Below are 26,923 nucleotides of genomic sequence, written 5' to 3' on the forward strand. Positions count from 1 at the left end.
TAGATAGGAATAATGAAAGGAGAGGGATATTCACATTAAATCAAATGAAGTTAGTTTGCTTTGGAAACCAAAACCTTATCAATATGGTGGCCATCCATATCTACTATTTCAAAATTAAGATTCCCAGACTGGAATGATTCTCCAGTATCGGGTATTTTACCTAAATAATCCAAGATGAACCCACCTAATGTTATGTAAACTCCCATCTCTTCACCAGGTAAATTTTCAACGTTTAATATGCTCTTGAATTCTTCTATAGATATTGCCCCGTCAATTAACCAGCTTCCATCCGTTCTTTGAACTGCTTTTGGTTCATCTGGCTCATCAATGGCTGGAATTTCCCCAACAATCGCTTCTAATATATCGTTAAGAGTAATCAATCCTTCTATGCTTCCGTACTCATCAACTACAATTGCCATATGAACGTTTTCTTTGGATTCCTTAAACAAGTTGAGAATCTCCAGAACATCAGAACTTTCCGGAACAATGATGGGGCTTTTTATGTATTCTTTAAGAACACTCCCTTCTCCAATTTCCACCTCAAAAAGATCCTTTAACTGTATTACCCCTAAAAAATTATCCAGTGACTTCTTCCCCACCGGAAACATTGCCCTTTTACTTTCGACTATTTTTTTCCGGATATCTTCCGGGGGTTCATCCACATCAAGCCAGGTTATCCCTGTTTTGGGAGTCATAAGTGAACTGGCCCTTCTGTCATCCAACATGAACACTCTTTTTATTATGTCTTCTTCTGCCTTCTCAAACTCACCAGTTTGAGTACCCTCCTCCATTAAAAGCTTAATTTCCTCCTCAGAAGCTTTTTCTTTATTAGACTCTTTTATCTGAAGAATTTTCAGGACTAAATCCATGGATATGCTTAGTAAAGCCACGAGAGGGGAGGTGATTCTGGAAATGTATTTCATAGGCCGGGCAATTTTGACGGCTATACGTTCAGGATTATTAAGGGCGATCCTCTTAGGAACCAATTCCCCAATTATCAGGGACAGGTAGGTGATGATCAAAACCACTATTAAAAATCCAAGGGCTTCACTGTATGGTTGTAGCAGAGCTATGCCTTCCAGTTTGGTGGAAATGGTTAGTGCAATAGTAGCACCACCAAATGCACCGGCTAAAATACCTATAAGAGTTATTCCAATTTGTATAGTGGATAAAAATTGATTAGGTGACTCTAAAAGTTCTATGGCGATGTCTGCATTTTTATTTCCATCTTGACTCATCTTTTGCAATTTTATCTTACGGGATGTGATTATTGCTATTTCAGAAAGGGCAAAAATACCGTTTAAGAATATTAAAAACAGAATAGTTAAAATTTCAAGATATATTAAATCCATTTCTTATCCCAACATTTTCAAGAATTTGATTCTTCTGATGTAATTTATTTTATAATTATTGATATAAATTGTATAACAATTACTTTTAAATTGACAAAGATATGTTGGTATAATGATTAAAGCGCAGGGGACGGGATTTGAACCCGCGTGATCCAAAGGATCATGGGATTAGCAGTCCCACGCCGTACCAGGCTGGGCCACCCCTGCATTGATTTATGTATTTAATTAAAAAAGTAGGTAACAAAACATTGTCTAATCTACTATTTAAAGTTTTAAGCTAGTACTTAAAAGGCAAACCTCATCAAAAATTTTTAAACTAATTTTAATACCAGGTTAAATAATTTCAAATACCCGATTAACTACTTGGGTACCCAACATGTTTGATGAAACTCATTCTATAAGTTTAATGGGCATGTTCAAGGGTGGACAGCTCTCGTGAATGCTGGTGATCCAGAATTCCAACTCCACCCCGCTACTCCACAAGCATCAGCTGTCTAAGGTAGAGCTGCTTCTTTCCAGACCTGACCCGTTCCCAAAGTTAAGACAGTTCGCCCCGGCCCTCCAGCCGAGGCTCTGCCACCACTGATCCTGCGGGACGAGGTTTCGACGTTGAAATACTGGGCCAACACCCAGTTAAACTGCCGCCCCTTGAACTTCGACCGCACCATATAGGGGATGTGCGCTTACAGAGGACCCCTGACCCTCCAGTCTAGCCCAGTTAATGTTGGTGGTGATGGTATTTTAAGGTTACGGTTAACAAATCCAGTCAAAATATTTCAACTATCACTCATCATAATAATCACATGGACTGGATTCTAATAATCGGCGTGGTTATCAGCATCTACATGGCTTTTAACATTGCCGCCAACGACATTGGAAACTCAGTGGGAACTGCAGTAGGCAGTGGATCCCTTACCATGCGAAAAGCCCTGATACTGGGTGCTATTTTTGAATTTATAGGGGCAATGTATCTGGGAAATAATGTGATAAAAACTGTGGGTAGTGGAATAATCAGTGCAGACACCCTACCTGCCACCGGAGCATTCATAATCACCCTGGCAGCTGCACTGTGGATAACCATAACCATCATTAAAAAAATACCCATATCCGGCTCAGATGCCATTATCAGTGCTGTTTTTGGTTACGGCCTGGTGAGTGTTGGTATCAGCAGCATGAATCTCAATGTTCTGGGACTTATACTGGCCAGCTGGGTGTTATCACCACTAATAGGGTTAGCAATCGGGTTTATACTTTATTATCTTCTTAAAAATACATTCTTAGATAAAGTTAAGGATATTGCAGTTAAGGGCCGTCTGGAGAAAATTTTCTCCTACCTCCAGATTGGCAGCTCTGCCTTTGCAGCACTGAATGTTGGGGCAATTGACATTGCAGTAGCCACAGGAGTGCTTTATTATACATTCGGGACCAGTGCGGGTTTTGATATTAAGATAATTGGGGCCCTGGCAATAGTCGTTGGGATCCTGGTAGCAGGGGGTAGGATCACCGACACTGTAGGGAGGAGAATAACTGATTTAATCCCTTCAAGGGGTTTTGCAGCACAAATATCCGCGGCATCAGTTGTTTTCATCTTTGCAATTCTGGGAATGCCTGTATCTCCCACTCAAACCCTGGTAGGAACTGTTATTGGGGTGGGACTGGCCAGGGGTTCCAGGACCATTAGGCTGGATGTTATAAAAAACATTGCCACCACCTGGATTGTAACCATTCCCGCCTGTATTGCCATTTCAATCTCATTGTACTTTATAGTGAGCCTTATTTTGTAGGGAATAAAAATTCAAGATTTAAAACATGAATAATTATTTTTTACCAATATTTTTTTATGGTGATTTATTTTTACAATAAATGAATATTAATTTTCACTAAATTTTACACAAATCTCTTTTTAAGGGATTCATGACTTTTAGAACGGTTAATGAATCTGTAAAGTGTTTAGAATAAAAAAAAGAGGAGACTGTTTGAATAAAAATAAGTTAATCTGTTTAAAATTAGAGAAAGTACCGCTTATAGAATAAAAGTAGGAACTCTTTAGAATAAAAAATATATGATACAATTTGCTAATTATTAATAAGTTATAGATCACGAATTTCTATATTTGTTTAGGAGGGAAATAATGAAAGCAGATGCGGTTAAGATTGCAGAAGGAGTGTACTGGATTGGTGTGATGGACTGGGATATTCGGGACTACCACGGTTACACTCTCAAAGGAACTACATACAATGCTTTTTTAGTATTTGGAGATAATGAGGTGGCGGTAATAGATAACACCTACCCTGGTTCTTCAGCACAGTTATGGGGTCGAATAGAGGATGCATTTGCCCAGGAAAACCGAGAAGTAAAGGTAGACGTTATCATCCAGAATCATATTGAAAAGGACCACAGCGGGGCTTTAGGTGAGATTCACAAACGCTTCCCTGATGCCCCCATATACTGCAGTCAGGTGGCAATCAACGGCCTGAAACAGCACTACCCAGGATTGGAAGGTGCTGATTTTAAGGCAGTAAAAACCGGGGACACCCTGGAAGTGGGTGGTCGGACATTAGCCTTCCTGGATGCCAAAATGCTTCACTGGCCAGACAGCATGTTCACCCTTCTCCTGGATGAGGGTATCCTGTTTTCCAATGACGCCTTTGGCCAGCACCTCTGCTTCAGAGAAAGATATGACCACCAGATACCCGAATTCGTGCTGATGAATGCTGCCCAGAAATTCTACGCTAACCTGGTGACACCAGCCTCCATGCTGGTGGTGCGCAAGCTGGAAGAGGTTAAGGAGCTGGGATTGCTGGATAAGATCAAGATGATTGCACCTTCTCACGGGCAGATATGGACTGATCCTGCCAAGATCATCACGGCCTACAACAACTGGGCCACTGGCAAGTGCCGGGATAAAGCTACCATCATCTACGATACCATGCATTACTCCACCCGTATGATGGCCCATGCCCTGGCCGAAGGTCTCATGAGTGAAGGGGTGGATGTGATCATGTACTTCATGCACACCGATGAACGCAGCGAAATGGTTAACGATATCCTGGATAGTAAAGCACTGCTTCTGGGGATTCCAACATTATTCAATGGACCCTACCCGAGTGCAGGAGATTTGCTCTACTACCTGGAAGGATTGAGCTTCCAGCGAACCGGATTTAAACGATTGGCAGTTACCTTCGGCTCCAAGGGATGGAGTGGTAAAGCTGTGGATAAAGTGGGTGAGACACTTACTAAATGTGGGTTTGAAGTTCAGGACAAATATGAGGTTAACTACGTACCCAACAGTGACCAGCTTGATCACTGCTACCACATAGGTCAGGAAATGGCCCAGAAGATCAAGAAAATGTGAGGGATCCATCTGATCCTTCATTTAAATGGGCGTTGATCCATTCTACGGAGTGAATTTATTTCAGGGAGTTAGTTCATTAGGGAACTATATTCAAGGAGTTAATTCATTTAAGAAGTTATGAATTTCAAGGAGTTAATTCATTAGGGGGGGCTATCATTCAAGAAGTTAATTTATTTAAGAAGTTATGAATTTCAGGGAGTTGATGACTTTGAGAGTTAATGCATTTTATTAGTAAAATAACTTTTATGGATAAAAAAGGGGGTTAATCATGAAATCCGTGAATTTTGAAAGTGGACTGGACAATGAAAGGAAAGTGATGGTAAGCATCTTCTGGACTAACCGAAAGGCTGCCCGGACTGAAGGCTGTGCTCCATTCAAGATAAAGAGAATAGAAACTGAAAATGAAACCTACACTCCATCAGGGAATAAACTGCTCAAGATAAGTGACGATATCATGAAAGATATGGTCCAAACACTGGATGCAGGTAAATCCATTCCCATGGAGTTTAATATTGGGGAAGAAAACATTAACGTCTCCCTCAGTGCAGATTCTTTCTCAGTTTCTGTGGAAAAAAGTCCAGAAATAGAAGAAGAAATCATTGAAAAACTGGAAATGGAATTAACCAAGAAGTTTCCCAGTTTATGTGACTCATTCAAACCAAGGGTAACTCCTCAGAACTGAAACAAACAAAAATGGACAGAACAAGGATGAATAGAATAGAATAAAGATATTTTCAATAGATAAAGTTATTCTCTTTTTTTCTTTAGGAATCATTTCCTATTTAAGAAAAAATTAGAAAATAACCTTCCCCCATTTTTTTAAAAAGTGATTAAATATTCTGGTTTTACAGTTCAATGGAACCTATTATGTCTCCATCTGAAACAATACCAACCAGTTCATGGTTATCCAGAACCACCAGCTGATTGATTATACCATCATCAGAACCGTATTCATGCATTTTACGCACTGCTGTGGTTAGATCATCTTCAGGATGGACATATATCACCTGATTAACCATAACTTCTTCCACTGTGGTTCCTAACTCATACTTATCCAGTATCAGGTTATGACCAAGATCAGTGGCAGTAACAATTCCCACCAGTTTTTCATCCTCATCCACTACTGGTAGTGAACTTATTTTATGTTTCATCAGTTTTTCAAATGCAAATACAACATCTTCAGTAGGAGGGACTGTAATAACTTTCTGGCTCATTACATCCTTAACCTTTAGATTCGGTAACATAGTCTTCACTTCCATAGGTTTTGGTAATATCTTCAATAATCGATTCAATGGTGGTGGTGATATCAATGTTTTCTATCACTGGAACATGATATTTGTTGGCCTGACTCTCAAAGTATTTATGAGTCCTTCTAATTGCCCCAAAATAATTCATGTACCTTTCAAGAGGCCTTCTTGCCCATTGCTGCCGGCATCTTGAATAAAAGCGACCCTTATGCACTTCTTCATCTTCCAGGGTTAAAATGAACATGTGTACATTATCCCTGGAAACCAGGTCTTCCCTGATGAATCCAGGTACGATGTGAACTCCTTCAATAACAATACTGATGCCCTCGGTTATGGATCGTTCAATAACTGCCTCCACACCCACACTCACCGTGTCAACATGGTCCCTGAAACCTATTAACACTTCATCCAATTCAGGTGGTGGTGGTATTCTGAGGGAACGGTAGGCAGTGTAACTGGATTCATAGATGGTGGGTAAAAGATCTTTGGATGCGATTTTACGCATTACTTCTCGTATCATGTCCGTGCTGATCATGTTACGAATTCCCAACCTGTTGGCCACCTCAAATGCTATGGAAGAAGTTCCCACTCCTGATGAACCTCCTATGAGAATAACTAAAGGGTCCTGACATTTCCTTATCCTTTTCCAAAGACCATACTGGACAGCTATTTCACTGTCTTCCTCTTTCAGCCTCTGGCGGACGACATTCACCAGGTCGTCCAGTTTGATTAATTTCACACCCTCTTTTTTGAGCTGAGCTTCTATCTGGGAAGAGAAAGTGTAGGCTTTGTTGGGATCCATCTCAGCACGGGTTAGGGATCTGGCTAAAACTCCCTTAGAAAATGGTTCCCTGTATTTTTTCCCGCTTACTTCTCCTTCAACCATTATCATAGTAACCTCACCTCAAAAATGGGGCATTGCAAGATATAAAAATCAAAATATTATTTGTCAACATCATTTAAATCCTTTTCTTTATGGATTTTTTATCCCAGAAATATGAAAGAGCTATGATTAACTTTAAAGTTGTATTAATTCTGTTTCTACTTCTTTATCTTCAGGAGAATCAGAAATTTGGATTAAACATGCATAGCCATGTGATAATTCTCCAGGATTTACAATGGTGGTTTTACCAATCTTATCAGTGCCACGTGCTTCGTGTATGTGACCGCAAATATTTAGTGTGGGTTGCATTTCTTCAATTACTTTACGCAGGCTTTTACTTCCCACATGTGCCCCTGAAGGTAAAAGATCAGCTTTAGTACCATAAGGCGGAGCATGAGTAATAAAAAGAGTTATTTCCTCATTTTCAATCCCATTAATGGCTTTTTTTGCTTCGTCATAGATTTGAATTTCCTCAAATTCAAGGGGAGTGTCAAATGGTGTGGGATTAGAACCCCCAAAACCGCATATTCCTATGTTCTTAATTACCATGTTGCGAGCGTGGATATTTATGGCCTGTGATTGATCTATGTTAACATGTATGGACTCTGGATCACAGTTACCTGGTATTGCCAGTACTGGTACTCCAAATGAACTGATTTCATTTAACAGATCCTCGCCCAGCTTGGGAGGACCGAAATTGGTAATGTCACCAGCTATGATTATCAGGTCCACTTTGTTATCTTTAAGATAGGTAATGATAGGCTTTATATTACCATGGAGATCAGTTATAGCAATGATTTTCATAGTTCTCCTCCTTAACGTTCTATAATTAAATCTTGAAAATTCAAATCCATACTAAATTGAAGTTTTTAGTACTAAAAATGAGTTTGATACATATGAAAGTTTTGATACTAAAAGTTTTTGATACGAATCTAAGATTCCATTAATGACATTATTTAAAAAATCCATTGATTATCAATTTATAAACTTTTTTTATTAAATCCAGTTTTAAACTTCATTCACCGATATTTATCCAATATGCATATTTAATCAGACCAATATATAATATGAATCAACCAATATCCTGAAAACTGGAATTTAATCCCTGAATACATTTAAACTTCTATGTTATTCCATTTCAATTATCTGTTCTTTGAAGAATGATGAAAGTTCCTGAAGGCTTTTTTTAATGTTTTCTTTGTCTCCGTAGATTACTATCAGGGTATCTTCCTCGAATTCAATGATGACATTTTCATATTCTGCGATTTCCTGAACCCTATCTTCAGAGAGGGGAGTCTTGAAGTTCATTCGAACCATTGAAAAACCAGAGGGTGCTCCTACCACGAATTTGGAATCAGTTTTTTTCTGGGGATAAACTACTTCTCCCCTGGAAGCTCTTAGGAGTTTATCCATCCATTTATCTGCATATTCTGGACTTACTTCTTCAGCCAGACCCATTAAAAAATTCTGAATTGAAGTTAAAAATTCATTGATTCGTTTTACTGCTACCTGTCTTTCAGGGTCAGTGGGATCCACCTTGTAGAAGTTAATGGTGGTTTTGGCCATCTGGATGTTTTTGGTAATTTCCTTGGGGATCTCTTTTTCTTTCTTTTTAAGATCAGTAAGAAGGTCAACCAGCACCAGCCAGGTCTGTTCTGCTGGCAATTCGCTCATAAGTAACCTTCCAGAACATTTTTAGAACTATGGTTGAGTTGGGCATCAGCTGCCTTAAGCTCCTCATCGATCTCTTTTAAACTTTTATAGGAGTCTAAAAACAATACATGCACGCTTTCAGTACCACTAATATCAAGGATGGCTATGTTATCAGTAGATTCAATTGTTTTATTTTCTATTGATGCTTTGTACTGTACAAATGGACCGTATTTTTCCGGTAATTCCGCGAATTTAAATACTCCGGCTAGAGTAGCTACGAACAAAAGAACACCTCTTATATTTTTTTATTCTGTTAGTTTAAGTTAAAATTAGTATTTAATTAGTACTTTTAAAAATAAAAAACTTGTGGGTAAAAAAATAATTAAGGGAGAATAGGATTATTCTCCACCGGTAATTTCATCCAGTTTTGCAAGGGCAGGGTCAGTGCTGATCTGGTGAGCATCGACTGTTAGGTCTTCTTTGCTGACTCCCATTGCCAGTCCGTAGAGCTGTGCCAGGTGGAAAACAGGGATGTCCCAGTTGTCACCGTAGGCTTTGTTTACTTCGGTCTGTCCCACATCGAACTGTAAGTGGCAGAATGGGCAAACGTTAACTATTGCGTCTACTCCTGCTTCTTTCATGTTCTGGAGTTTTTCACGGGTGAATGATAGGGTCACGTCAAGGTCACGGGAACGTAGACCTCCACCTGCTCCGCAGCACATCATTTTGTCTTTGTATGGTACGGATTTTGCTCCGGTTACTTCCACCAGTTCATCAAGGATGGTTGGTTGGATTGGGTCGTCAATGTCAATTTCTGCGCTTGGTTTGAGGAAGTGGCAACCGTAGTGTACTGCAACGTTGAGGTTTAATGGGTTGGTAACTGCTTCAGAGAGTTTGTCCAGCCCTACATCGTTGTAAAGAATTTCAGCGAAGTGTCTAACGTTAACTTCACCTTTGTATTCACGGCCAGCTTCTGCTAGGACTCCATTGATCTTTTCCTTCATTTCTTCATCTTCGTGGAGCATGTGGTTGGTTTCGAATAGTGATCCGAAACATCCGTTACACTCGGTCAAGATGTCGTTACCCTGTTCTTCAGCAATGGTTATGTTCCTTGCGGCTATGGCAGCCCAGGTGGTTCGGTCGAATGATCCAAATACTCCTGGTGCTGGGCAGCATGATGCTCCTTCCATGTCCTGTAATTCGATGTCCAGATTGTCAAACATGATCCTGGTTGCTTTTTCAATTCCAGGGTACCTGTTGTTCATTATACATCCTAAGAAATATGCGAATGCCATTTTTATCACCTTATTCTAGTTCTCCGGTTTCCCAGTTGTAGCCTATGAGGTTATCGAAACCTGTGGCTTTGATTATTGTTTGTACTTCTTCCAGTGCTTCTGGGAACTGGTGGGTGGTTGGTGGTAGTTCATCTAGACCCACACTTTTTCTCAGTGCCATGGTAGCGTCGTTGATTGGCACACCGTGGCCTGTTTTGGTAACGAATAATCCAGTCATTTTGTGTGCAGGGGCCATGTATCCGGCTGCTGCTGCCTGGTTTCGTATGATCTTCACGATATCCACGATTTTGATTCCTCGTGGGCATCTTTCCTGACATTCGTAACAGGTGGTACACATCCAGATGGAATCATCGGATATTACATCTTCTTTCAATCCCATTACGGCCCTTCGGACTACTCCTCTTATTCGGTAAGGGGTTCTCCTTCCTGATGGGCAGGCACCAGTACAGGTACCGCACTGGAAACATACGGCCACTGATTCTGCGCCAGCATCCATGATTGATTGTTTGAAATCTTCATCCACATCTGCACGAGTTATTAAGTTTTCATCAGTTTGCAGTAAAGTCATGCTTTCACTCCTTTCTTTTTTAGGTTCTTTTGCTTTCACTGGTTCTTCAGCTTCAGCCATTTCCGGTTTAACTTCTTCTTTAATCTCTGTATCAGATTTTGATTCTTTTGCTGGTTCTGGTTTTTTTTCAGTTTCTGTTTTTGAGGTTTTTTCCTCAGTTACTGGTTTTTCTTCAGCCGGAATTTCTGCCGGCTTCGCATCAACTGGAGTCTCTGTTTTTGGTTCTTCTTTGACTGTGTCTTGTGTTACTGTTTCTTTTTCAACCGGGGGCTTTTCAGTCTCTGATTTTGCTGCTTGATCCTTCTTTTCTGGCTCTTCTCCGCCACTAAATACGTTTTTTAAGCGATCTAAAAAGCTCATTATATTCACACCCCGGTCATCCTACGGTTCTCTTGGAAAACCATGTGATTTCCAGTTAAAAGTCTTGGATATAGAGCTATATAAAGGTTGCTAAAAATTAGGTTAGTGTAACCTTTTAGGTTACAGTCTTTTATAGGTTTGTAGAAAATTTTGTTACCAGTTCAGGAATATAAGTAAATGTGATAACTGTACTAAAATTAAATAAGCATAATGATATTAGTAATTGAATAGACTGATTGATAATTTATCCAATTAAAAATAAGCTTAATTCATTAAAAATCATTAAAAAACACTGATCGCATGTTAGAAATAAAATCTCACGACGGACCGGCAAGACAGGGCAAATACCAGGCCACAAAAACTCCAAACATTTTACAAATCACTCAGGAGTCCGTGGTTCCAGATGAACCCATGCCTTATGATGTACCTCGAGAAATGGCCAAATGGTCTGTTGAAAACACCATAGAAAATGCACAAAAAGGTGATGTTGACCAGATAGCAGTGCTTCATGGAGCTAAATATCCGGATCTTCGCCTGGAATGTGCCAGTGCACTGGAAGAACTGGGTTATCGGCTATTTCTGGTGGCAAACACGGATGATCTTCTAAGAAAACCACAGGATCTTCTAAAGATAATCACCAGTCTACGGGAGAATATGAGCCCCAATTCAGCACTATTTTTCCCATTTGCAGAGTTAAATTTCATTCCTTTACTGGTCTATCTGGGCGTAGATTTATTTGGAGATTCCAGTGCAGATTTTTATGCCAAGATAGGGGTGATGACCACCCCTCACGGTAATTATGACCTTCAGCAATATCCCATATACGATTTTACTCCAGAAGAATTGAAAAAATACAACCGAGACTCTCTGGACTTTGTGTTGAGAGAGGTGAGGGCCCATATACAAAACGGTACCCTACGTAATTTGGTGGAAGAGCGATGCTGTTCTTCTCCCGAGGCAATGTCTGCTTTAAGGATTTTAGATCGAGATTATGGGGATTTTTTGGATGGTTACACTCAACTGTACTGATAAAACGTGCCCCACCAAATTTATGGGAAAAAACTTCTTTTTATAAATTTTTAAAAAATTCTAAAAAAGGGTATCTCACAGATTGAGTTTTAAATTAAAAACCACTATTTTTTTCTGATTCAATCCACTTATCAATCAAATGAATATTTATACTACAAAAATCCTTTAATTTTAGTAATTTCCCACATCAAACTCTAAATTAGTTTTTATTATAAATAAAACTAGGAATCAATGAATAAAATGGAGTAACCACTTAAGTTATTTTATAAAATAATAAAGAATGGCCTAAAAAGGCCTAAAAACAATTTTTGAGATTTTTCTTAAAAACTCACTTCTTAAATGATTTCACCAGATAATGGTATTTACCAACTTCCGCGGTTCCACCTATGGTGAATCCATGTTCTTCCAGGATTTTCTCCACATCTTCCGGAGTTAAACGAACATCATAGGATGGTCCGGGTGGTCCATCAGCTTTGATGAACTCAACCACTGCAAATGTGCCCCCTGGTTTCAGGACTCTTCTAATTTCAGTTAAAACAGTTTTAAGTGTATCTTCACTGGTAAACCCATGCAGTACATTGGCCATGACACACACGTCAATCAGGTTATCTTCCAGTGGCACGGCAATGGTCATATCTGCAAGCACTGTCTTTAAATTATTGATTTGGAGTTCTTTAGCCTCCTGGTTGAGTCCATCTAAACTGGGTTGATACGCATCCACAGAGTATATCTTTCCTGACTCTTTAACCAATCCAGAAGCAGCAATGGAGATGTAACCATCCCCACAACCGGCATCCATAAATGTTTGACCCTCCTTTAATTCCAGAACACCTAGTATCTTTTTAGGATCAAGTATGTCCCGGGTAGATTTTCCATGATGTCTATGTTCCTGTTTTCCATCTGCCATTTGACCATACTCCTTCAATTACATTTTTTGGCAAGTCTTTTTCAACATGTTAATATTTTAGTAAACTATTATTTAGTTTTCAGCCCTTAACCTGTTTTTTGAAAAGAGCACCAGACCAATTATGAATATGATTATGGTTAACAGGACTGCCCATACCACCTGATATGAAATGTCACCCCATCCTCCACCATAGGTGAGGGTGGATCTTAGGGCATTGAGCACGTGAGTCCAGGGTAGTAGATCATATAACTGGATGGACTGTCCTCCTAAACTGGCAATGGTCATTTGAGGTAGTTGGAAAAATGCTCCAACCATGAAGGATAACGGCACACTTATGAGTGTTCCCAGGCTGGATGCTTGCTTGTCGTTACGGGCAAAGGCTGCTATGATCATTCCCAGGGATATGGAAGCAATTCCCCCAATTATTCCCACTATCACTGCCAGTATAATGGAGTTTAGACCTCCCTGCCAATTAAAACCAATTAGTATGGCCACTGCCAGGAGGATGATCACTTGTGCTGCAGCAATAAGGGACCAGGGGAGCATACCTCCAAATAAAAGATCGAAAGAAGTCATTTTAGAGAGTTTAAGTCTGGTGAGAGTTCCTTTATCCACTTCCCTGGTTAGGCCTGTGGCGACAGTGTTGGTTAAAAGCAGTATGGCAAATACGATCATTCCCGGTGCCAGGAAGTCAAAGTTAGTGAATGCACCGGTTCCTGGAAGGCCTTCTACCTTGCTCTGAATATAACTGTTGACATCAACTCCTGATGTTCCAAGCACTGCCTTCTGTGTTTGGGTGGCCATTTTATCCTGATACTGACCCATAACCCCGGTTAATATTCCCTGTGAGACTCCAAATCCAATGTAGCTGGTGTCACCACGTATGATGATAGTGGAGGTCTGGTTGGCCGGGGGTGCACTTACCGTGCCAAGGGCTGTCTGCTGCTGTATGGTGCTGGTGATGAAGGCCACCTCTGACTGGGAATAGTTGGGTGGTATGATGAGTTCGGCATCAACATCTCTATTTTTTAGTTTTTTATTAGCATCAGCTTCTGTGGTCTGGGTGACGTTAAATAGATAAACATCACTGTTCTGATACTTGGAGTCCTGTAATACACGGGTCAGGTTGTTTGCGAAGTTCACCTGTTCCCCAGTGCCAGGCATGGTTGCACCGGTATCGTAGTTAACCACTGCTATGTTGTGGGGTTCGTTTTCCTGTCCCATTCCTCCAAAGGCAAAGCCGAAGACCAGCATGAAAAACATTGGAAAGAGTAGTATCATCATCAGGCCTCTGCGGTCCCTGATAAGTTCTTTTAAATCTTTTTTAGCTATGCTTATAAACCTCATTTTATCTTACTCCCTCAGTCCGGTTCCAGTTAAATCTATAAAAACGTCTTCCAGAGTATTCTGACGGACCGACAGATCCAGAACATGACATCCTGCCTTTTCAACTGCATCAATTATTTTAGGAAGTTTACCCACTGCATCCATGGCCCTTACATTGAGCGAGCCATCAACCTCCACTGCAGAGTGCACATCTTCCATCACCGAAAGCAGGGTGGTAACTTCCTGGTTCTTTTCAGGATGAGAAAGTTTCATTTCCACCACGTCTCCCTCCCCTATCTCTTTTTTAAGGTTGGTGGGTGTGTCCAGTTTCAGAAGTTTACCATGGTCAATGATGGCTATTCGATCCGACAGGCGGTCAGCTTCATCCATGAGGTGGGTGGTTAATATAACGGTTTTACCCTCATCATCCCGGAGATTGCGTATGTAATTCCATAGCACACGGCGGGACTGGGGGTCCAGACCTTCAGAAGGTTCATCCAGCAGGACGATTTCTGGTTGGTGAACCACTGCCATGGCCAGGTTTAAGCGACGTTTCATACCACCTGATAATTTGGTTACAACGGTATCTGCCTTATCCGTGAGAAAAAGGTCTTTTAAGAGTTTTTCTACCCTTTTTTCCAGTTCATCCCTGGGAACATCGTACATTTCCCCCATGAGCATGAGACTTTCTTTACAGGTTAAAAAGTCCCAAAGCACCAGTTCTTGGGGACATATGCCGATTGTGCCTTTTTTCACCTTATCAACTTCTTCACCATTGATAAGGACCTGTCCACTGGTGGGAAGTAGTAATCCTACCATTATGCTAATGGAAGTGGTTTTTCCTGCACCGTTAGGGCCTAAAAAACCAAAAACTTCTCCTTTTCTTATTTTTAGATTGAGTTTATCCACTGCCCTGAAATCACCGAAGTCTCTGGTGACATCCCTGGCCTCAATAATGACATCATTCATATTTAAAAATCCTCCTTACAACAATCATGAAAACTTTGACAGTTGGGTCTCCCTATCCCCATAAATTCCCATTTAAACATGTTTAGCACCTTTGAATCCTTTTATTGACATTGTTTCACTAAAAACAAATAATACGCCACTATAAATTTCTCATTTTTTTAAATTAATAATTATTTGTTCTCAATTTTTACTTATTCTTGGTTAAACTTTAGGAATAAGAATAATTCATTCATATAACCATTGGTGATTTCAGTGCAGTCTACAGGATAAGAATTTTCTGCACCATTACTGGAAACATGGATATCTGTAATTTCTTGAATCATCTTCGCTGTTACTTCTGGGTTGCAGATTGGCAGGTTCACAATTTTCCCACTGACAATGTTATCCCCCTCACACGAATAATACGCTAACAGACATCCCTCACTTTTTAAATTCATCCTTTATTGCTCTCCTTTTTGATTATTTCACTTAATTTACCATTTGATCATCTTGCCTGTTAATTCAAGTTTAAAGTAATTCACAAATTTCCAGTTTATTCCATATTCATCAATTTTTCATAAAACTCAATTGAATTCTCCAATTCTTTGATACCATATTCAAGAACCGTATATGAAACCGGGAGCATGTTTGAACCATGTTTTTTCTTCTTTTCCAGAGCGTCATGATACAATTTTAGTTTAGCATCATGTAATGGTTTGACAACTTTTATTCTACTCTCCTGGGGGATCAAGTCTAAAAATACAGCCTGTACTTTAAAACTGAAATCATCTATCTCTGGTTTTGCAGGTTCAGACACCATGTCGATTAAGTGTTTTTTTCCCTCCTCTGTGATGTGGTATACTTTCTTATTGATTTTCTCACGGGGCATTTCTTTTCCAATGATGAATCCGTTTTTTTCCAGTTTGGTCAGTGTAGAATAGAGTACGTTATTATTCAGTTTGAAATAGGGGTTTCCAAAGTAATCGCTTACATTTTTTTTAAGCAGGTACCCATGGCTCGGCTGGAAAGATATCATTCCTAAAATAATGAGTTCTGTGTTTACCATTGAATCACCACGTTCTTAATTCACTCCAATTTAATTCAAATATTCAATTAATAATAATGTTAAACTTAACATGTGATAAATTTAACATAGGTTATTTATAACATAGGTTACTTTTAACATAGTTGATTTGAGTATTTATAGTTTCTGGTAGAATATAACGGAAATATTGAATGGTTATAATTAAGCAGATGGAAAAAATAAATTTAAAATATATCCTAATTTAAAATTTTAGTATATTAAAATCATTTTTATTCTTTCAAAATCGTTGATTGCACGTTTTTGGAATATATGCCCCCATATAATCAATTTAAATAGTCAAAACTGTGATCAGAACATGAATTAAAACAAAAAATTGATTTATTTTAAGGAAGATAATAAAATCTGATATAAAAAAAATAGTACAATAATTGAAAGAATAGATTGAAAGATAATTTAACAAGGTAAATAGAGTTAAAAAATTATAAAGAGGGGGAAAAATGATTGACCGTATTGAAGTGAGTATGATCAATGAAAGTGTGCACAACTTTCGCAGGGGAGAGTTTGGAGTTGAATCTATAGAAATCCATGAAAAAAGAGGCCTGATTGAAGTAATTTATGGATCACAGGATACTGGGAAGAAAATCGTACTAATTCCCCTTCAAAATGTGGAAAAATGCGAATTCACCGATAAAATGGAAAAAACTTCTAAAGAAAATGATTGAACTTAAATAATACACCCAATATCAAATAATCCAATATAGAAAAAATAAGTGAATAAACCAAATTTAAGAATTGAATTCATGAAATTTAACAGTTTTTTTCATCTTAATTTGATTTATATCCCATTTTTAAGTTTATTTTGATAGTAGTTAGAATAAACTGCCCCTAAGGGGTTATGGGCAAGTACTCTATCCTTCACAACTAGAGTGGTTACTGGTGCCTCTGAATGTTCTGTGAAGAGAATGTCATGACCAATGCACAGACCGATTATGATGTTGAGATATGTATTTTTTTCATTGAGGATTGTTGCTTGGCCTAGAGGGTTGCACATGGCTTCATAACCGTTTTCATCAATCTGTTCCAGCTGGAAATCGGATTTATCAATCCCACATACTTTACAACAAACTGAGTGCACCTGGAAATGTTTTCGAAACAGATCATGAATCTGGCGAGCTTCCTGTTCTAAACCAACACAGAATGCCATTCCAATCTTTTCATAACCCATTTCCTTTGAAAAAAGAATTACTTCCTGAATACGGGTTTTTTCCATGTAGTATCTGGCTTCAATAGCTGAAGATGCTTTGAGTAAATTGATTTCATCATCTACGTAAAGTTCTTTGGTTTTGTCCCTCATTTCCAGGCAGTCTTTACCGTTAAAACAATCTTTTTTAGTGCAGGAAGCACATTTCAAATTATTCCCTCCAATAATATTATCAACAATACATCTTTATTACTGTTTAATTTTACTTCAAAACGTTAATCATTAAAATTCCTGATGATTAGCTCGTTTATTTCACCTCGACTGGACGTATTAGAATTTATATTACGTTTAGCCGGTACTCTATCTATTGCATATTTTCTGTAGAGTTCATCAAAGAAATTATCTTCCAAATCATGGTTTTTGGGGTCACTATTACTTAAAACAAGGAATGCACCTTTTAAATCCATTTTCTGATAAAATCTGGCCAATTTTTCCTGGTCATGGTCACAGAACCTTTCTCCGGAGTAGCTGGTGAAGTGAGAAGTGCTGTTTAAAGGCCGGTATGGTGGGTCCATGTAGACTAATGTGTCCTTTTTAATGAAGTGCTGAGCATGGGTGAAGTCTGCGCATAGTATCTCTGTTTTTTCTAGAGCCTGGTGAACCGCATGCAGGTTTGCTTCATCACAGATGTTAGGATTTTTGTACCTACCGAAGGGTACATTGAACTCACCCTTACTGTTCAGGCGAAAAAGGCCATTAAAACATGTCTTGTTCAGGAAAATCAAGGAAGCAGTTCTCTGGATCCATCCAGTCCCATAATCTAAATAATCCACCAACTCCAGTTGTTGATTGTAGTCTGCCCGAATACTGTAAAAATTCTCTTTTCTGGCATTTTCGCCCTTTTGAAGATGTTCAGTTTCCATATCTGCTAGTATGGTAATGAGTTTATCCACATCCTGTTGAATCACCCTGTAAGCCATGATTAACTCCGGATTCACATCCATAAGAATGGATTCCTTGACCAGGTAATGATTTTTAAGGTAAAAGAACATGGCCCCGCCACCAACAAAAGGTTCAATATATCGTTTGATAACCCTACTTTTGCGTATTGACTTAGGGAACCTTCTTTCAAGTTCTAAAAGTAGCTGAGTTTTGCCCCCCGCCCATTTAAGAAATGGTCTGGCATTATTGAAATTATTTTTAATTAGATTTGTAGCCATTTTCTTAAATCCTTATAATTTTTTTAAAATCCCAAATAATAATTTATCGTATTTAATCTTCTTCCAAAATGGATTCAGGTGCATCCGCTAAAACAACCAGCCCCTCTGCCTCCAAAAAGTGCATATCACCCGGTATTATAATACAGTGGAGTGGTCCTCCAAAGTCTTCTCCAGTTAAAGCGTTCACCCGGTCTGCGCGAACCAATGGTTCTGGAGAACCTGCCCTGGCAATAACCACTGCCAGACTGTCTTCAGATATAATCCCTTCCTTCCGTTCATCTTCAACGCGTATTAAGTATTCCAATCCTTCATTGGCAGTCATGTAATAATCCCGGTGAGCCTGAATATCCAGAAGTACCAAGGTATGCAATCCCATCTTCTTATTCTCCCCGATAACTTGATAGGGAGAATGGGGGAAGTAATTCTCTTCTGGTCTAGGTATAGTGGTAACCTTACCGAACTTATACGCCTGCAACCCAGCAATACCCGGAGCTGCTGAGAGTATGGATGACGCATGTATAACCCTGGTTTTAATACCTTTTTTTCGAGCTTCCATCAGAATATCAGAATGGGTGGTAGCCATTAAAGGATCACCCGCGGTTAAAAACACCACATTTTTGGTTTCTGCCTGTTTAATAGGCAAATCCTCTTCTTCCACTTCTTCACGTCGCAGTATATTTATGGTTACTCCAGCCAGTGCTTCCAGTGATTTTAAATCACCTCCAAACAGGCGTGCAGTGTAAAATTCCGCGTAAACAATGTCAGCAGATTTAATGGCCTCAAGACCATTTAAAGATATGTCTTTTTCATTGTAAAGTCCCAATCCAACCAGGTAGAGCATTTTTTTCACCTTCAACATCTAATTATGGGATGGAAGGTTTATAAAATTTTATTTTGGAGTTAAGATAAATGTTAAATCTGCTATAGGTTAAACTGCCAAAAACCCCAAATAAAACAGTAATCTGTTAAACTGGTAATTCACAAAAAAATATTTGGAGTGTTAGAAACGTATGTTCCGGTTTGAATCGTGAACTAATTCTTAAAATTTGAAGTGTGCTAGACACTTCGTTGATTTACAATAATTTCTGCAACATTTTCTCTTTTTTAAGCTCAAAATAACGAATTCAATGGTTGTTTGGAAAAATAGCACAATATTATTTTAATTATTAATTTAGTAACTGTGACCGGGACATGGTTTTACCCATGCCCACCACCAATGAGGTAACAGACTACACTGATTAAAATTCCAATAAGCACGATTTCCAGGCTGGTTCTGGTTAGACTTCCACGGGATACTTTCCCCAGGTACACACCCAGTATGATCAGTGCAGTGAAGCAGAGCACCAGTGTGATTATTATTGCATTTATTCTGGTGGAAAGGAGCAGGAATGGTAGGACTGGTACGAATGAGCCAACGAAGCTGCTGAATCCATGGGTGAACATGCTCATGTAAATACGTCTTTTGGCCTGCTGGTGAATGTGGGTGTCATCCAGTTTACCCTCTTCCAGCATCATCTGGTGCTCCAGGTCACGTATACTACGAACCTCTTCAGCCCTTTCACCAATGAAAGACCCATATGAATTGGACATGGCCAGAGCCACACCAGTGGAAAGACCAGTCAGGCCAACAGCGAAGTTGGAAAGTTCTACTCCACTGGCGGCGGACACACCACTGGCAGCCAGTGTCACTCCCATAACTGCCAGTATTCCGTCCATAGTTCCCAGAGCCACGTAACGGCTCATTTTAAAATATTCTCGTATAAATTCGCGGATGTTCATAATGTCATTATCTCCGATCTGAAAAATTAGTTAATTTTAATATCTATTTTAAATATCTATCATTCATTTAATCTTTTGTTCAGCATATTATCATTTATTCAATATATTTATCCTTTAATTCTGAATGTTAATTACTATTTGAATATGTTACTTATTATTTAATAAATTCAATAACTCTTATTTTTCTTCAATTAATTAATATAGAGTATAGGGATGTATTAGTTATTATCCCCTTCCCAGAGTCTTATGTGCCCGTGCCAGGTGTCCAGCAGCCAGTGCACCCATAAGTGAGAGTTCCCCTGCCAGGACTGTTCCTGCTACGATTTCTGCAAATTTGTTAACTTTACCTGATCCAGCCACGTCCATGATTTCCAGACAATCGTGGGCAGTCTCTAAACGAGTTCCTCCCCCAATTGTGGCCAGGGGAAGATCAGGGAGGGTCACTGAAAAGTGTAAATCACCATTTTTAACCTCAGCAGTGGTTATTCCCAGGCTTCCTTCCACTACGTGGGCTGCATCCTGCCCTGTGGCCAGGAATATGGCAGCGATCATGTTGGCGTACTGGGCATTGAAACCCATACTCCCTGCTATGGCAGAACCAATGAGGTTTTTAGCCATATTCACTTCCATAATAGATTCAGGGGTGGTTTTAAGTTTCTTTTCCACTACTTCCCTGGGAATTGTAATATCTGCAGTTACGGTTTTTCCCCGTCCTTCTATGAGGTTCATTGCTGATGGTTTTTTATCCACACAGAGATTACTACTAAGCGCCAGCACATGGGCTCCAGTTTCCCTGGTTAAAATATCCATGGCCTTATCAGTGGCTATGGTGACCATGTTCATGCCCATACTGTCGCCGGTGGTGAATGTGAAACGTGGGTAAACGTAACGCCCCACCACTATTATGGGATCGATTTTTAAAAGACGACCATGGCTGGTTGTACTTTCTGCAGCTTCTTTTAGTTCTATGAAATGTCTTTCAATCCATTCTTTAATTTTAATGGCTTCAGAAACAGAATCTGCCTGTATAACTGGCGCTCTGGTCATTTTGTCGTCGATTATGCGTACTGTGGCCCCACCTGCTTCCCGAGTGACGGAACATCCCCTATTGATGGATGCAACCAGCGCACCTTCGGAAGTAGCCAGAGGAACATAGTAAGCTCCCTGAGCATATTTTCCATTGAGGTGCAGTGGTCCAGCCAGTCCCACCGGGATCTGCACAGTTCCTATGGGATTTTCAATGTTCCTTTTCATGGCCTCAGACAGATCTAGAGAGTAATTAGAGATATGGTTTAAATTAGCGCCGGAGAAGTGTTCCGCAAACTCTCTCCTTACATCAACTGCCTCCTGGACGTTGTTAGTGTAATTTTCAATTTGATGGAGTTTCAATTCTCCCTTAATCAGTTTTTCAATAATTTCTGCTTTGTTTTCCATAAAAACCCTCTTGTAATGTTTTCCCGGTAGTAAATAAGTTGATAAAATTTCCTGTAAATTTCCCAGGTAACTATAATTTCCTGTAAACTATTTCCATGTGAAATTGGACATTTTGAGTCTTAATCAATTTTAATAGTAAATTTCTTTTTTACAATTAGAATTAAGCTCAATGTTATGAATATTTTTTTTGGTAAAAATTAATGAATAATCCTTGTTATAGGATATCCTTTTTCAAGCAATCAGTTTATTGGTTTTAAATAATCATTCTATGGAATAATATATTCTAAAAATTAATATATTCTGTTTGGATTAAATTTTGGAATAATTATTCTACTGTGATTAAACCTTACCTTGTTTTAATTTTTTAAATTATTTCTTTCATCATATCTGCAATCTGGGATGGTTGTTCTGCCACTTCCACACCAGCAGCTTTAAGTGCTTTCATCTTACTTTCTGCGGTTCCACTGTCGCCCTCGATTATGGCTCCAGCATGTCCCATTCTTTTCCCAGCAGGCGCGGTTCTACCTGCAATGTAGGCTACAACGGGTTTAGTTATGTTTTCAGCAATGTATTCTGCTGCTTTTTCCTCAGCGTTACCTCCAATCTCTCCGATCATAGCCATAGCCTTGGTTCCGGGGTCATCCTCGAATTTCTGGAGTACATCTGCAAAATCCATCCCTACCACAGGGTCACCTCCAATACCAAGGCAAGTACTCTGTCCCAGACCAGCTTGGGTGATCTGACTGGCTACTTCATAGGTTAAAGTTCCACTACGCGACACAATTCCAATATCTCCTGAATTGAATATATGGGTGGGCATAATTCCCAGTTTACCAACTCCTGGTGTTATAATACCTGGAGTGTTGGGTCCAATAATCTTACAATTGTTTTTACGTGCGTACTGGGCTATTTCCATGGAATCATGCACTGGTATGTGTTCAGTGATAATCACTGCCAGCTCCAGCTGAGATATAGCTTCAAAGGCAGCATCCTTGGCGAAGGGTGCAGGTATAAAAATTATTGATGCGTTAACATCCATTTCTTCTTTAATTTCAGCAATGGAGTTGTAAACTGGAATTCCCTCAAATTCCTGTCCTCCCTTACCTGGTGATGTACCGGCTACAATAGGGGTATTATACTCCAGCATGCTTTTAGTGTGAAAAGAGCCCTGTTTACCGGTAATGCCCTGTACAACGCATCGGGTATCTTCGTCAAGAAATATCACTATATCACTTCCTTTGAATTATTAAAATAATATCTATATTTTAAATCAATTTTTTTAAATTTATTTCCGTTACTATTTCTTAATTGCTTATTATTTCCCCATTCATTATTAATTTCAATTAATAACCTAATTATGCTCCCTAAATCTTCTAATTAAACCTTTAAAATCCTCATCTTACTTGAAAGGGGTTCTGCCAGGTCCATTACATTCCCGTTCATGTATGCTGTAATGGACATGATTACACTCCCTGGGATAACGTATGATGGAGCACCTCTTTTAACCAGGTAAACATTTTTATTTCCCAGTGCAGCTCCCATCATAGCCCCGGCTACTATGCCAATGCTTTCAATGTCTTCTATTGTTGCTACTACCACCGGGTCATCTGTTTCATCAGAAACATATCCAACACCAGGTATTTCCTGTCCATGGTTTGAACTGCTTCCCCCAATATCAGTCACCTGATCCATGCCCCTGGCTGCTTTCATTACAGAGTCAGCAACTTTATGTACGAATCCCTCACCACCATAGGTGTCAAAGGCCACGATAATGGCATCCGGGTATCTGTCCTGCCTTATTTTTGCTTCAGCGTAGGATACTCCTTCACCGGCTCCTTCCAAGGTGTTTGATATTCCATTGATATCACCCAGATCTTCGGCATTCTTTTTTAGAATGTCCACAATACCCTGGTTAACTTCTTCCAGACGGTCATCCTCCACAAAAGCACTGATGACCACATCATCACCCGTGATGTTGGTAAGAGCAGCTTTGTAAGCTCCCTTTTTTATTAAAGTTGGAATGTCTTTTTCGATGTTTTTAATGAGATTTTTACTGCAGGAAACATCATTTCCTGAGATATCTGCACCAATAGCGGTAACCTTCAAATCATCACCTAAATTGTTAGAACATTAAATATATGGTTCTGTTACATGGATAAAAATCCATGAAATTAAGTTTTATTGAGAAATGATATGAGAAAACTTGTTCTTATACATTTCTTATGGGCTTTTTTATACAACTGTGTAATCCCTGTTAATTTATTGGCTCCCTGTAAAATTCATGATTAATTCTCTGATCTATGTTCAATTCATTTTAATTCTCCCATCCGTGTTTAGTTCATTTTAATTCCCCAATTTTTATTTAATCCTGGTTATTATTCAATATTTGTTAATTCTGACCAAATATTCCCAAATTTTATGTGATTTCAATCTTCCATCTGCACTATTTGCAAATATTTTTTTAGTAAGATAGACAGATAATTAATAGCATGTCACTGAATATTTTAATCTTATTTCAGTAGACTGGGATGCATACGCATTAATACCTATTTGTCATTAATTATATCTTCCGGATGTGAATGTAAATGATTTTAAAACCTTTAATTTGTGTTCCAATACTCCAGAAAAACAGGAAAACTGTTTTAAAAGTTGCCAGTGAAGCCATAGATGCAGGGGCAGACCTGGTGGAGCTTCGGATAGATGCTCTTCTGGATACTGATCCTCAAAGTGTCATCCATCTGATGGAAGAAATAAACTACCCCCTCATTGCCACCAACAGAATGAGAGAAGAAGGAGGATATTTCATGGGGTCTGAAGATCTTAGAACCGATATATTGGTGGAAGTTGCTGATCATGCAGATTATGTGGATATAGAACTTCAAACAGATGCAAAATACCGTTCTAGAGTTATTCAAGCATCCAAATCTACTATAATATCCTTCCATGATTTTCAGAAAACACCCTATTTAAATGAACTCCTGGAGATTGTAAATAAAGAAAAAGAACTGGGAAACATAGCCAAATTCGCAGTAATGCCCCAGAACATGCAGGACACTCTTAACGTACTGGAAGTGGTCAACAGAGAAGATAACACCGTTGGAATAGCAATGGGAGAACTGGGACGATACACCAGGGTAATAGCACCCATATTGGGATCTCCCATTACTTATGCCTCGTTAGGTGGTGAATCTGCACCAGGACAGCTGGATGTTAAAAATACCCAAGAAATAATTGATAGACTGATGGATGGTGGCGAGTAAGTGAAACTAAAAACTGGAGTTATCATAGGCTTACTGGTACTGGTGGCTTTGGCAGGATCTTCATTTGTCGTGCTTTCAAATGGCATCCATAATAGTACACAAGTTACCATTGAAACCAATGGTACAGAGGTGTCAGTTGAATCATCCTCATGGTTATGTCCAGCTCCTAAACCCATGCTTGAAGAGATGAAGATAAAAGCCCTGTCAGATGTAGAGGATGCAGATAGTAGTTTAGAGTCCATCCAAACTGACATGCAGAATATTGCCAGTAAATATAATTTCACTGTAACTGTGAAAGTCACATCCCAATTTGGGGATAATCAGCTCCCCCTGCCTGCTACAGTCAGGGGAACATCTATGGTACCAACCCTGAAAGATGGACAGGATATCGTTGTGCTTAAAACCAGTGATTTCAAGGTGGGAGATATAGTGGTGGCCCATCATCCTGAATATCACCTCATAGTAAAAAGGGTATCCCAGATCAATGGCAGTCAGGTTTACCTTACCAGTGATAACCATAATGTGGATGTCAGCAGCGAGACTAGAGTTGTAAATGGTGTGTCTCAGGTAGTGACCGTTACTAAAACACCACTGAACACATGGTTACCCAAAACCAATGTGATAGGTGTGGTCAAAGTTTATTAGGTAAAATTAATTTATTCTTTTTTTATTTTAAAATCTCTTTATCTACAAACAGATTTTTACTCCATAAATATCTTTAATATATAATCAAAACTTTTTAATCTAAAAAAAGCTGTTCAGGCACAAATATCTTTTCAATCTACAAATGGATGTTATTTACCTATTTTAAAATAAGTATTCAGAAAATTAGAATTTAAATGATTGATTTGGGTGATCTCAACGATTTTTTAGGTGATGTTTTTTCTCTTCAATTGAAATCAGGGACTTAAATTATGAATTAAGCCTATTAGATCAATTAAATTCATTGTATATCAATTATACCATTAACGAATAACTAAAAAAGGTAAATGCAGTAAATAAAAAAAGGAAGGTAGTGATCAGGTATCACTTAGCTCTGCTAAGCGTTTGATCCTTTTCACCATGTTGGGATGGGTGGATAGTAATTCCATGATTTTACTACCAGTGCCTATGTTTGTGTCCATGTTACGAAGTTCTGCCAGTTCTCTTTCACTGATAACTCCATCCATATCTGTATCCAGCTGCCTGAGGTCACTTATTTCATTCTGTGCATCGGAGATGTCGTTGACAAAGAAGGCTTTAACTCCTTCTACTTCTTTAACTGCTCGTTTATCCAGATTAACTGATCCATATACCAGTTTGTAAAGTGCACTGGCTAGCTTGTGGGGTTTACCCCCTATCTCCACACTTCCTTCATCTGCATAGTATTCTCTGACCCTACTCACGAATAAAACCAGTAGTTGGCCCAGTAAGTATCCTACCAGTGCAACTGCTCCAATTGCTCCAGCATCACTATCCCTGTTTCCACCGAATAACGTACTAATGAATATCCAGTAGCATATAAGGGGAACCACACTGATGAGGGTCATTACTGCCATATCATTGTGGCGTATGTGACTGATCTCGTGTCCTAGGACTGCTTTTAATTCTTCTTCATCCAGGAGGTTCAGAATACCCCTGGTAACACAAACCCTTCCATCACCCTTGGTTCTACCAAATGCAAAGGCATTGGGGATGCCTGTTTCTGCGATTCCAACCTTAGGTTTTGGAATCCCTGCATTCATGGCCAGTTCATCAATCATGGCGTGCAGGTTGGGTGCTTCCTGGGGTGAAACGTAATGCACATGCATCACCGCTTCCACCATCTTGGGCCCTAACATGTACTGGGCAAATACAACTACCAGTGCCATTATGGCGAATATTAGTGGTGTTCCAAAACCCAGGTATGTGCAAATTACAGTTATTATGGCGTAAAGTATACCGAATAACAGTGCAGTAGCTAACCATATTCGTAATGTTAGCAAAAATCTTCTCAATTTATACACCTGCCTTAAAATCTATTCCTTTTTGTTTTTTTATTCAGCGATTAATAGTAGTGAATCTAGTATATAAATGTAATCT

28 protein-coding genes, 1 tRNA gene and 1 other RNA gene are annotated in these 26,923 nt (G+C 39.1%); 7 read left to right on the forward strand and 23 right to left on the reverse strand.

Translation table 11 applies throughout. From position 1 onward, the window contains the following. Positions 1-50: 50 nt before the first annotated feature. The 3 genes from A994_RS06260 to ffs form a co-directional block, all read right to left on the reverse strand. Positions 51-1,352, reverse strand: a complete 1,302-nt coding sequence (locus A994_RS06260; protein ID WP_004030525.1) for a hemolysin family protein — start codon at positions 1,350-1,352, stop codon at positions 51-53. Between the two features lie 122 nt (positions 1,353-1,474). Further along, positions 1,475-1,559 (reverse strand) — tRNA-Ser (locus A994_RS06265). 197 nt (positions 1,560-1,756) lie between these two features. Beyond that, positions 1,757-2,072: signal recognition particle sRNA (gene ffs, locus A994_RS13050), an RNA gene on the reverse strand. A gap of 83 nt (positions 2,073-2,155) precedes the next feature. On the opposite strand from ffs, the gene A994_RS06270 reads away from it, so the two are divergent. The 3 genes from A994_RS06270 (at position 2,156) to A994_RS06280 (ending at position 5,389) form a co-directional block, all read left to right on the forward strand. After that, a complete protein-coding gene (locus A994_RS06270) occupies positions 2,156-3,136 on the forward strand; it encodes an inorganic phosphate transporter (protein WP_048204104.1) in 981 nt (326 codons plus the stop codon). A 347-nt stretch (positions 3,137-3,483) separates the two neighbouring features. Continuing rightward, complete coding sequence (locus A994_RS06275; protein WP_004030529.1) at positions 3,484-4,707, forward strand: FprA family A-type flavoprotein; 1,224 nt, start codon at positions 3,484-3,486, stop codon at positions 4,705-4,707. A 268-nt stretch (positions 4,708-4,975) separates the two neighbouring features. After that, complete coding sequence (locus A994_RS06280) at positions 4,976-5,389, forward strand: hypothetical protein (RefSeq protein ID WP_004030530.1); 414 nt, start codon at positions 4,976-4,978, stop codon at positions 5,387-5,389. A 163-nt stretch (positions 5,390-5,552) separates the two neighbouring features. Here A994_RS06280 and A994_RS06285 read toward each other — a convergent pair whose 3' ends face one another. The 7 genes from A994_RS06285 to hdrC form a co-directional block, all read right to left on the reverse strand. After that, positions 5,553-5,951, reverse strand: coding sequence for a CBS domain-containing protein (locus A994_RS06285; RefSeq protein WP_004030531.1), 399 nt, complete (start codon positions 5,949-5,951; stop codon positions 5,553-5,555). Then, the gene (locus A994_RS06290; RefSeq protein WP_004030532.1) at positions 5,929-6,846 is read right to left on the reverse strand and encodes a 2-phosphoglycerate kinase; all 918 of its coding nucleotides are present in this window, start codon (positions 6,844-6,846) and stop codon (positions 5,929-5,931) included. The genes A994_RS06285 and A994_RS06290 overlap by 23 nt, the downstream gene beginning before the upstream one ends. A gap of 126 nt (positions 6,847-6,972) precedes the next feature. Next, positions 6,973-7,641 carry a metallophosphoesterase family protein gene (locus A994_RS06295; RefSeq protein ID WP_004030533.1) on the reverse strand — a complete coding sequence of 223 codons (669 nt, stop codon included), beginning with the start codon at positions 7,639-7,641 and terminating at the stop codon, positions 6,973-6,975. 324 nt (positions 7,642-7,965) lie between these two features. Then, positions 7,966-8,511, reverse strand: coding sequence for a DUF2096 domain-containing protein (locus A994_RS06300; RefSeq protein ID WP_004030534.1), 546 nt, complete (start codon positions 8,509-8,511; stop codon positions 7,966-7,968). After that, positions 8,508-8,774, reverse strand: coding sequence for a DUF749 domain-containing protein (locus A994_RS06305; RefSeq protein WP_004030535.1), 267 nt, complete (start codon positions 8,772-8,774; stop codon positions 8,508-8,510). The genes A994_RS06300 and A994_RS06305 overlap by 4 nt, the downstream gene beginning before the upstream one ends. A 114-nt stretch (positions 8,775-8,888) precedes the next feature. Continuing rightward, positions 8,889-9,785: a CoB--CoM heterodisulfide reductase subunit B gene (hdrB, locus tag A994_RS06310; RefSeq protein WP_004030536.1), complete on the reverse strand. Its 897-nt coding sequence runs from the start codon at positions 9,783-9,785 to the stop codon at positions 8,889-8,891. A 10-nt stretch (positions 9,786-9,795) separates the two neighbouring features. After that, on the reverse strand, positions 9,796-10,713 hold the full coding sequence (gene hdrC / locus A994_RS06315) for a CoB--CoM heterodisulfide reductase subunit C (protein WP_004030537.1): 918 nt from the start codon (positions 10,711-10,713) through the stop codon (positions 9,796-9,798). Positions 10,714-11,013: 300 nt separating this feature from the next. Here hdrC and A994_RS06320 point away from each other — a divergent pair, with 300 nt between their 5' ends. After that, positions 11,014-11,742: a queuine/other tRNA-ribosyltransferase gene (locus A994_RS06320; protein ID WP_004030538.1), complete on the forward strand. Its 729-nt coding sequence runs from the start codon at positions 11,014-11,016 to the stop codon at positions 11,740-11,742. A gap of 328 nt (positions 11,743-12,070) precedes the next feature. On the opposite strand, the gene A994_RS06325 is transcribed toward A994_RS06320, so the two are convergent. The 5 genes from A994_RS06325 to A994_RS06345 all read right to left on the reverse strand — a co-directional run bounded on the left by A994_RS06325 (position 12,071) and on the right by A994_RS06345 (position 15,989). Next, complete coding sequence (locus A994_RS06325) at positions 12,071-12,649, reverse strand: class I SAM-dependent methyltransferase (RefSeq protein WP_004030540.1); 579 nt, start codon at positions 12,647-12,649, stop codon at positions 12,071-12,073. Positions 12,650-12,721: 72 nt separating this feature from the next. Beyond that, complete coding sequence (locus A994_RS06330; RefSeq protein ID WP_004030541.1) at positions 12,722-13,996, reverse strand: ABC transporter permease; 1,275 nt, start codon at positions 13,994-13,996, stop codon at positions 12,722-12,724. A gap of 6 nt (positions 13,997-14,002) precedes the next feature. Further along, a complete protein-coding gene (locus A994_RS06335) occupies positions 14,003-14,944 on the reverse strand; it encodes an ABC transporter ATP-binding protein (RefSeq protein ID WP_004030542.1) in 942 nt (313 codons plus the stop codon). Between the two features lie 191 nt (positions 14,945-15,135). Beyond that, positions 15,136-15,381, reverse strand: coding sequence for a hypothetical protein (locus tag A994_RS06340; protein WP_004030543.1), 246 nt, complete (start codon positions 15,379-15,381; stop codon positions 15,136-15,138). Between the two features lie 95 nt (positions 15,382-15,476). Further along, a complete protein-coding gene (locus A994_RS06345; protein ID WP_004030544.1) occupies positions 15,477-15,989 on the reverse strand; it encodes a PadR family transcriptional regulator in 513 nt (170 codons plus the stop codon). A 476-nt stretch (positions 15,990-16,465) separates the two neighbouring features. Here A994_RS06345 and A994_RS06350 point away from each other — a divergent pair, with 476 nt between their 5' ends. Next, positions 16,466-16,690, forward strand: a complete 225-nt coding sequence (locus A994_RS06350; protein ID WP_004030545.1) for a hypothetical protein — start codon at positions 16,466-16,468, stop codon at positions 16,688-16,690. Positions 16,691-16,803: 113 nt separating this feature from the next. On the opposite strand, the gene A994_RS06355 is transcribed toward A994_RS06350, so the two are convergent. From A994_RS06355 to A994_RS06385, 7 genes are all read right to left on the reverse strand, one after another. Next, a complete protein-coding gene (locus A994_RS06355) occupies positions 16,804-17,379 on the reverse strand; it encodes a DUF1847 domain-containing protein (protein WP_004030546.1) in 576 nt (191 codons plus the stop codon). A 65-nt stretch (positions 17,380-17,444) separates the two neighbouring features. After that, complete coding sequence (locus A994_RS06360) at positions 17,445-18,389, reverse strand: DNA adenine methylase (RefSeq protein WP_004030547.1); 945 nt, start codon at positions 18,387-18,389, stop codon at positions 17,445-17,447. Positions 18,390-18,441: 52 nt separating this feature from the next. Continuing rightward, complete coding sequence (gene dph5, locus A994_RS06365; RefSeq protein ID WP_004030548.1) at positions 18,442-19,230, reverse strand: diphthine synthase; 789 nt, start codon at positions 19,228-19,230, stop codon at positions 18,442-18,444. A gap of 356 nt (positions 19,231-19,586) precedes the next feature. Next, a complete protein-coding gene (locus tag A994_RS06370) occupies positions 19,587-20,168 on the reverse strand; it encodes a TIGR00267 family protein (RefSeq protein ID WP_004030549.1) in 582 nt (193 codons plus the stop codon). A 225-nt stretch (positions 20,169-20,393) separates the two neighbouring features. After that, complete coding sequence (hmgA, locus tag A994_RS06375) at positions 20,394-21,602, reverse strand: hydroxymethylglutaryl-CoA reductase (NADPH) (RefSeq protein ID WP_004030550.1); 1,209 nt, start codon at positions 21,600-21,602, stop codon at positions 20,394-20,396. 364 nt (positions 21,603-21,966) lie between these two features. Next, a complete protein-coding gene (sucD, locus tag A994_RS06380) occupies positions 21,967-22,827 on the reverse strand; it encodes a succinate--CoA ligase subunit alpha (RefSeq protein WP_004030551.1) in 861 nt (286 codons plus the stop codon). A gap of 152 nt (positions 22,828-22,979) precedes the next feature. Beyond that, a complete protein-coding gene (locus A994_RS06385) occupies positions 22,980-23,708 on the reverse strand; it encodes a hypothetical protein (RefSeq protein ID WP_004030552.1) in 729 nt (242 codons plus the stop codon). A 479-nt stretch (positions 23,709-24,187) separates the two neighbouring features. Between A994_RS06385 and aroD the strand changes: the two genes are divergently transcribed. Both aroD and A994_RS06395 read left to right on the forward strand, forming a co-directional pair. Further along, positions 24,188-24,862 (forward strand): type I 3-dehydroquinate dehydratase, encoded by a 675-nt coding sequence (aroD, locus tag A994_RS06390; protein ID WP_004030553.1) that lies wholly within the window; start codon positions 24,188-24,190, stop codon positions 24,860-24,862. Next, positions 24,863-25,507: a S24/S26 family peptidase gene (locus A994_RS06395; protein WP_004030554.1), complete on the forward strand. Its 645-nt coding sequence runs from the start codon at positions 24,863-24,865 to the stop codon at positions 25,505-25,507. Positions 25,508-25,881: 374 nt separating this feature from the next. Here A994_RS06395 and A994_RS06400 read toward each other — a convergent pair whose 3' ends face one another. Continuing rightward, on the reverse strand, positions 25,882-26,838 hold the full coding sequence (locus A994_RS06400) for a zinc metalloprotease HtpX (protein WP_004030555.1): 957 nt from the start codon (positions 26,836-26,838) through the stop codon (positions 25,882-25,884). Between the last annotated feature and the right edge of the window lie 85 nt (positions 26,839-26,923).

It is taken from the genome of Methanobacterium formicicum DSM 3637 (genome assembly GCF_000302455.1).
In the GTDB taxonomy this organism is placed as follows: Archaea; Methanobacteriota; Methanobacteria; order Methanobacteriales; family Methanobacteriaceae; genus Methanobacterium; species Methanobacterium formicicum_A.

Bases quoted from the DNA above. Each gene is read 5' to 3' on its own strand.
- A994_RS06260 (WP_004030525.1), bottom strand. From the start codon at position 1,352: ATGGATTTAATATATCTTGAAATTTTAACTATTCTGTTTTTAATATTC.
- A994_RS06270 (WP_048204104.1), top strand. From the start codon at position 2,156: ATGGACTGGATTCTAATAATCGGCGTGGTTATCAGCATCTACATGGCT.
- A994_RS06275 (WP_004030529.1), top strand. From the start codon at position 3,484: ATGAAAGCAGATGCGGTTAAGATTGCAGAAGGAGTGTACTGGATTGGT.
- A994_RS06280 (WP_004030530.1), top strand. From the start codon at position 4,976: ATGAAATCCGTGAATTTTGAAAGTGGACTGGACAATGAAAGGAAAGTG.
- A994_RS06285 (WP_004030531.1), bottom strand. From the start codon at position 5,951: ATGTTACCGAATCTAAAGGTTAAGGATGTAATGAGCCAGAAAGTTATT.
- A994_RS06290 (WP_004030532.1), bottom strand. From the start codon at position 6,846: ATGATAATGGTTGAAGGAGAAGTAAGCGGGAAAAAATACAGGGAACCA.
- A994_RS06295 (WP_004030533.1), bottom strand. From the start codon at position 7,641: ATGAAAATCATTGCTATAACTGATCTCCATGGTAATATAAAGCCTATC.
- A994_RS06300 (WP_004030534.1), bottom strand. From the start codon at position 8,511: ATGAGCGAATTGCCAGCAGAACAGACCTGGCTGGTGCTGGTTGACCTT.
- hdrB (WP_004030536.1), bottom strand. From the start codon at position 9,785: ATGGCATTCGCATATTTCTTAGGATGTATAATGAACAACAGGTACCCT.
- hdrC (WP_004030537.1), bottom strand. From the start codon at position 10,713: ATGAGCTTTTTAGATCGCTTAAAAAACGTATTTAGTGGCGGAGAAGAG.
- A994_RS06320 (WP_004030538.1), top strand. From the start codon at position 11,014: ATGTTAGAAATAAAATCTCACGACGGACCGGCAAGACAGGGCAAATAC.
- A994_RS06325 (WP_004030540.1), bottom strand. From the start codon at position 12,649: ATGGCAGATGGAAAACAGGAACATAGACATCATGGAAAATCTACCCGG.
- A994_RS06330 (WP_004030541.1), bottom strand. From the start codon at position 13,996: ATGAGGTTTATAAGCATAGCTAAAAAAGATTTAAAAGAACTTATCAGG.
- A994_RS06335 (WP_004030542.1), bottom strand. From the start codon at position 14,944: ATGAATGATGTCATTATTGAGGCCAGGGATGTCACCAGAGACTTCGGT.
- A994_RS06340 (WP_004030543.1), bottom strand. From the start codon at position 15,381: ATGAATTTAAAAAGTGAGGGATGTCTGTTAGCGTATTATTCGTGTGAG.
- A994_RS06345 (WP_004030544.1), bottom strand. From the start codon at position 15,989: ATGGTAAACACAGAACTCATTATTTTAGGAATGATATCTTTCCAGCCG.
- A994_RS06350 (WP_004030545.1), top strand. From the start codon at position 16,466: ATGATTGACCGTATTGAAGTGAGTATGATCAATGAAAGTGTGCACAAC.
- A994_RS06360 (WP_004030547.1), bottom strand. From the start codon at position 18,389: ATGGCTACAAATCTAATTAAAAATAATTTCAATAATGCCAGACCATTT.
- dph5 (WP_004030548.1), bottom strand. From the start codon at position 19,230: ATGCTCTACCTGGTTGGATTGGGACTTTACAATGAAAAAGACATATCT.
- A994_RS06370 (WP_004030549.1), bottom strand. From the start codon at position 20,168: ATGAACATCCGCGAATTTATACGAGAATATTTTAAAATGAGCCGTTAC.
- hmgA (WP_004030550.1), bottom strand. From the start codon at position 21,602: ATGGAAAACAAAGCAGAAATTATTGAAAAACTGATTAAGGGAGAATTG.
- aroD (WP_004030553.1), top strand. From the start codon at position 24,188: ATGATTTTAAAACCTTTAATTTGTGTTCCAATACTCCAGAAAAACAGG.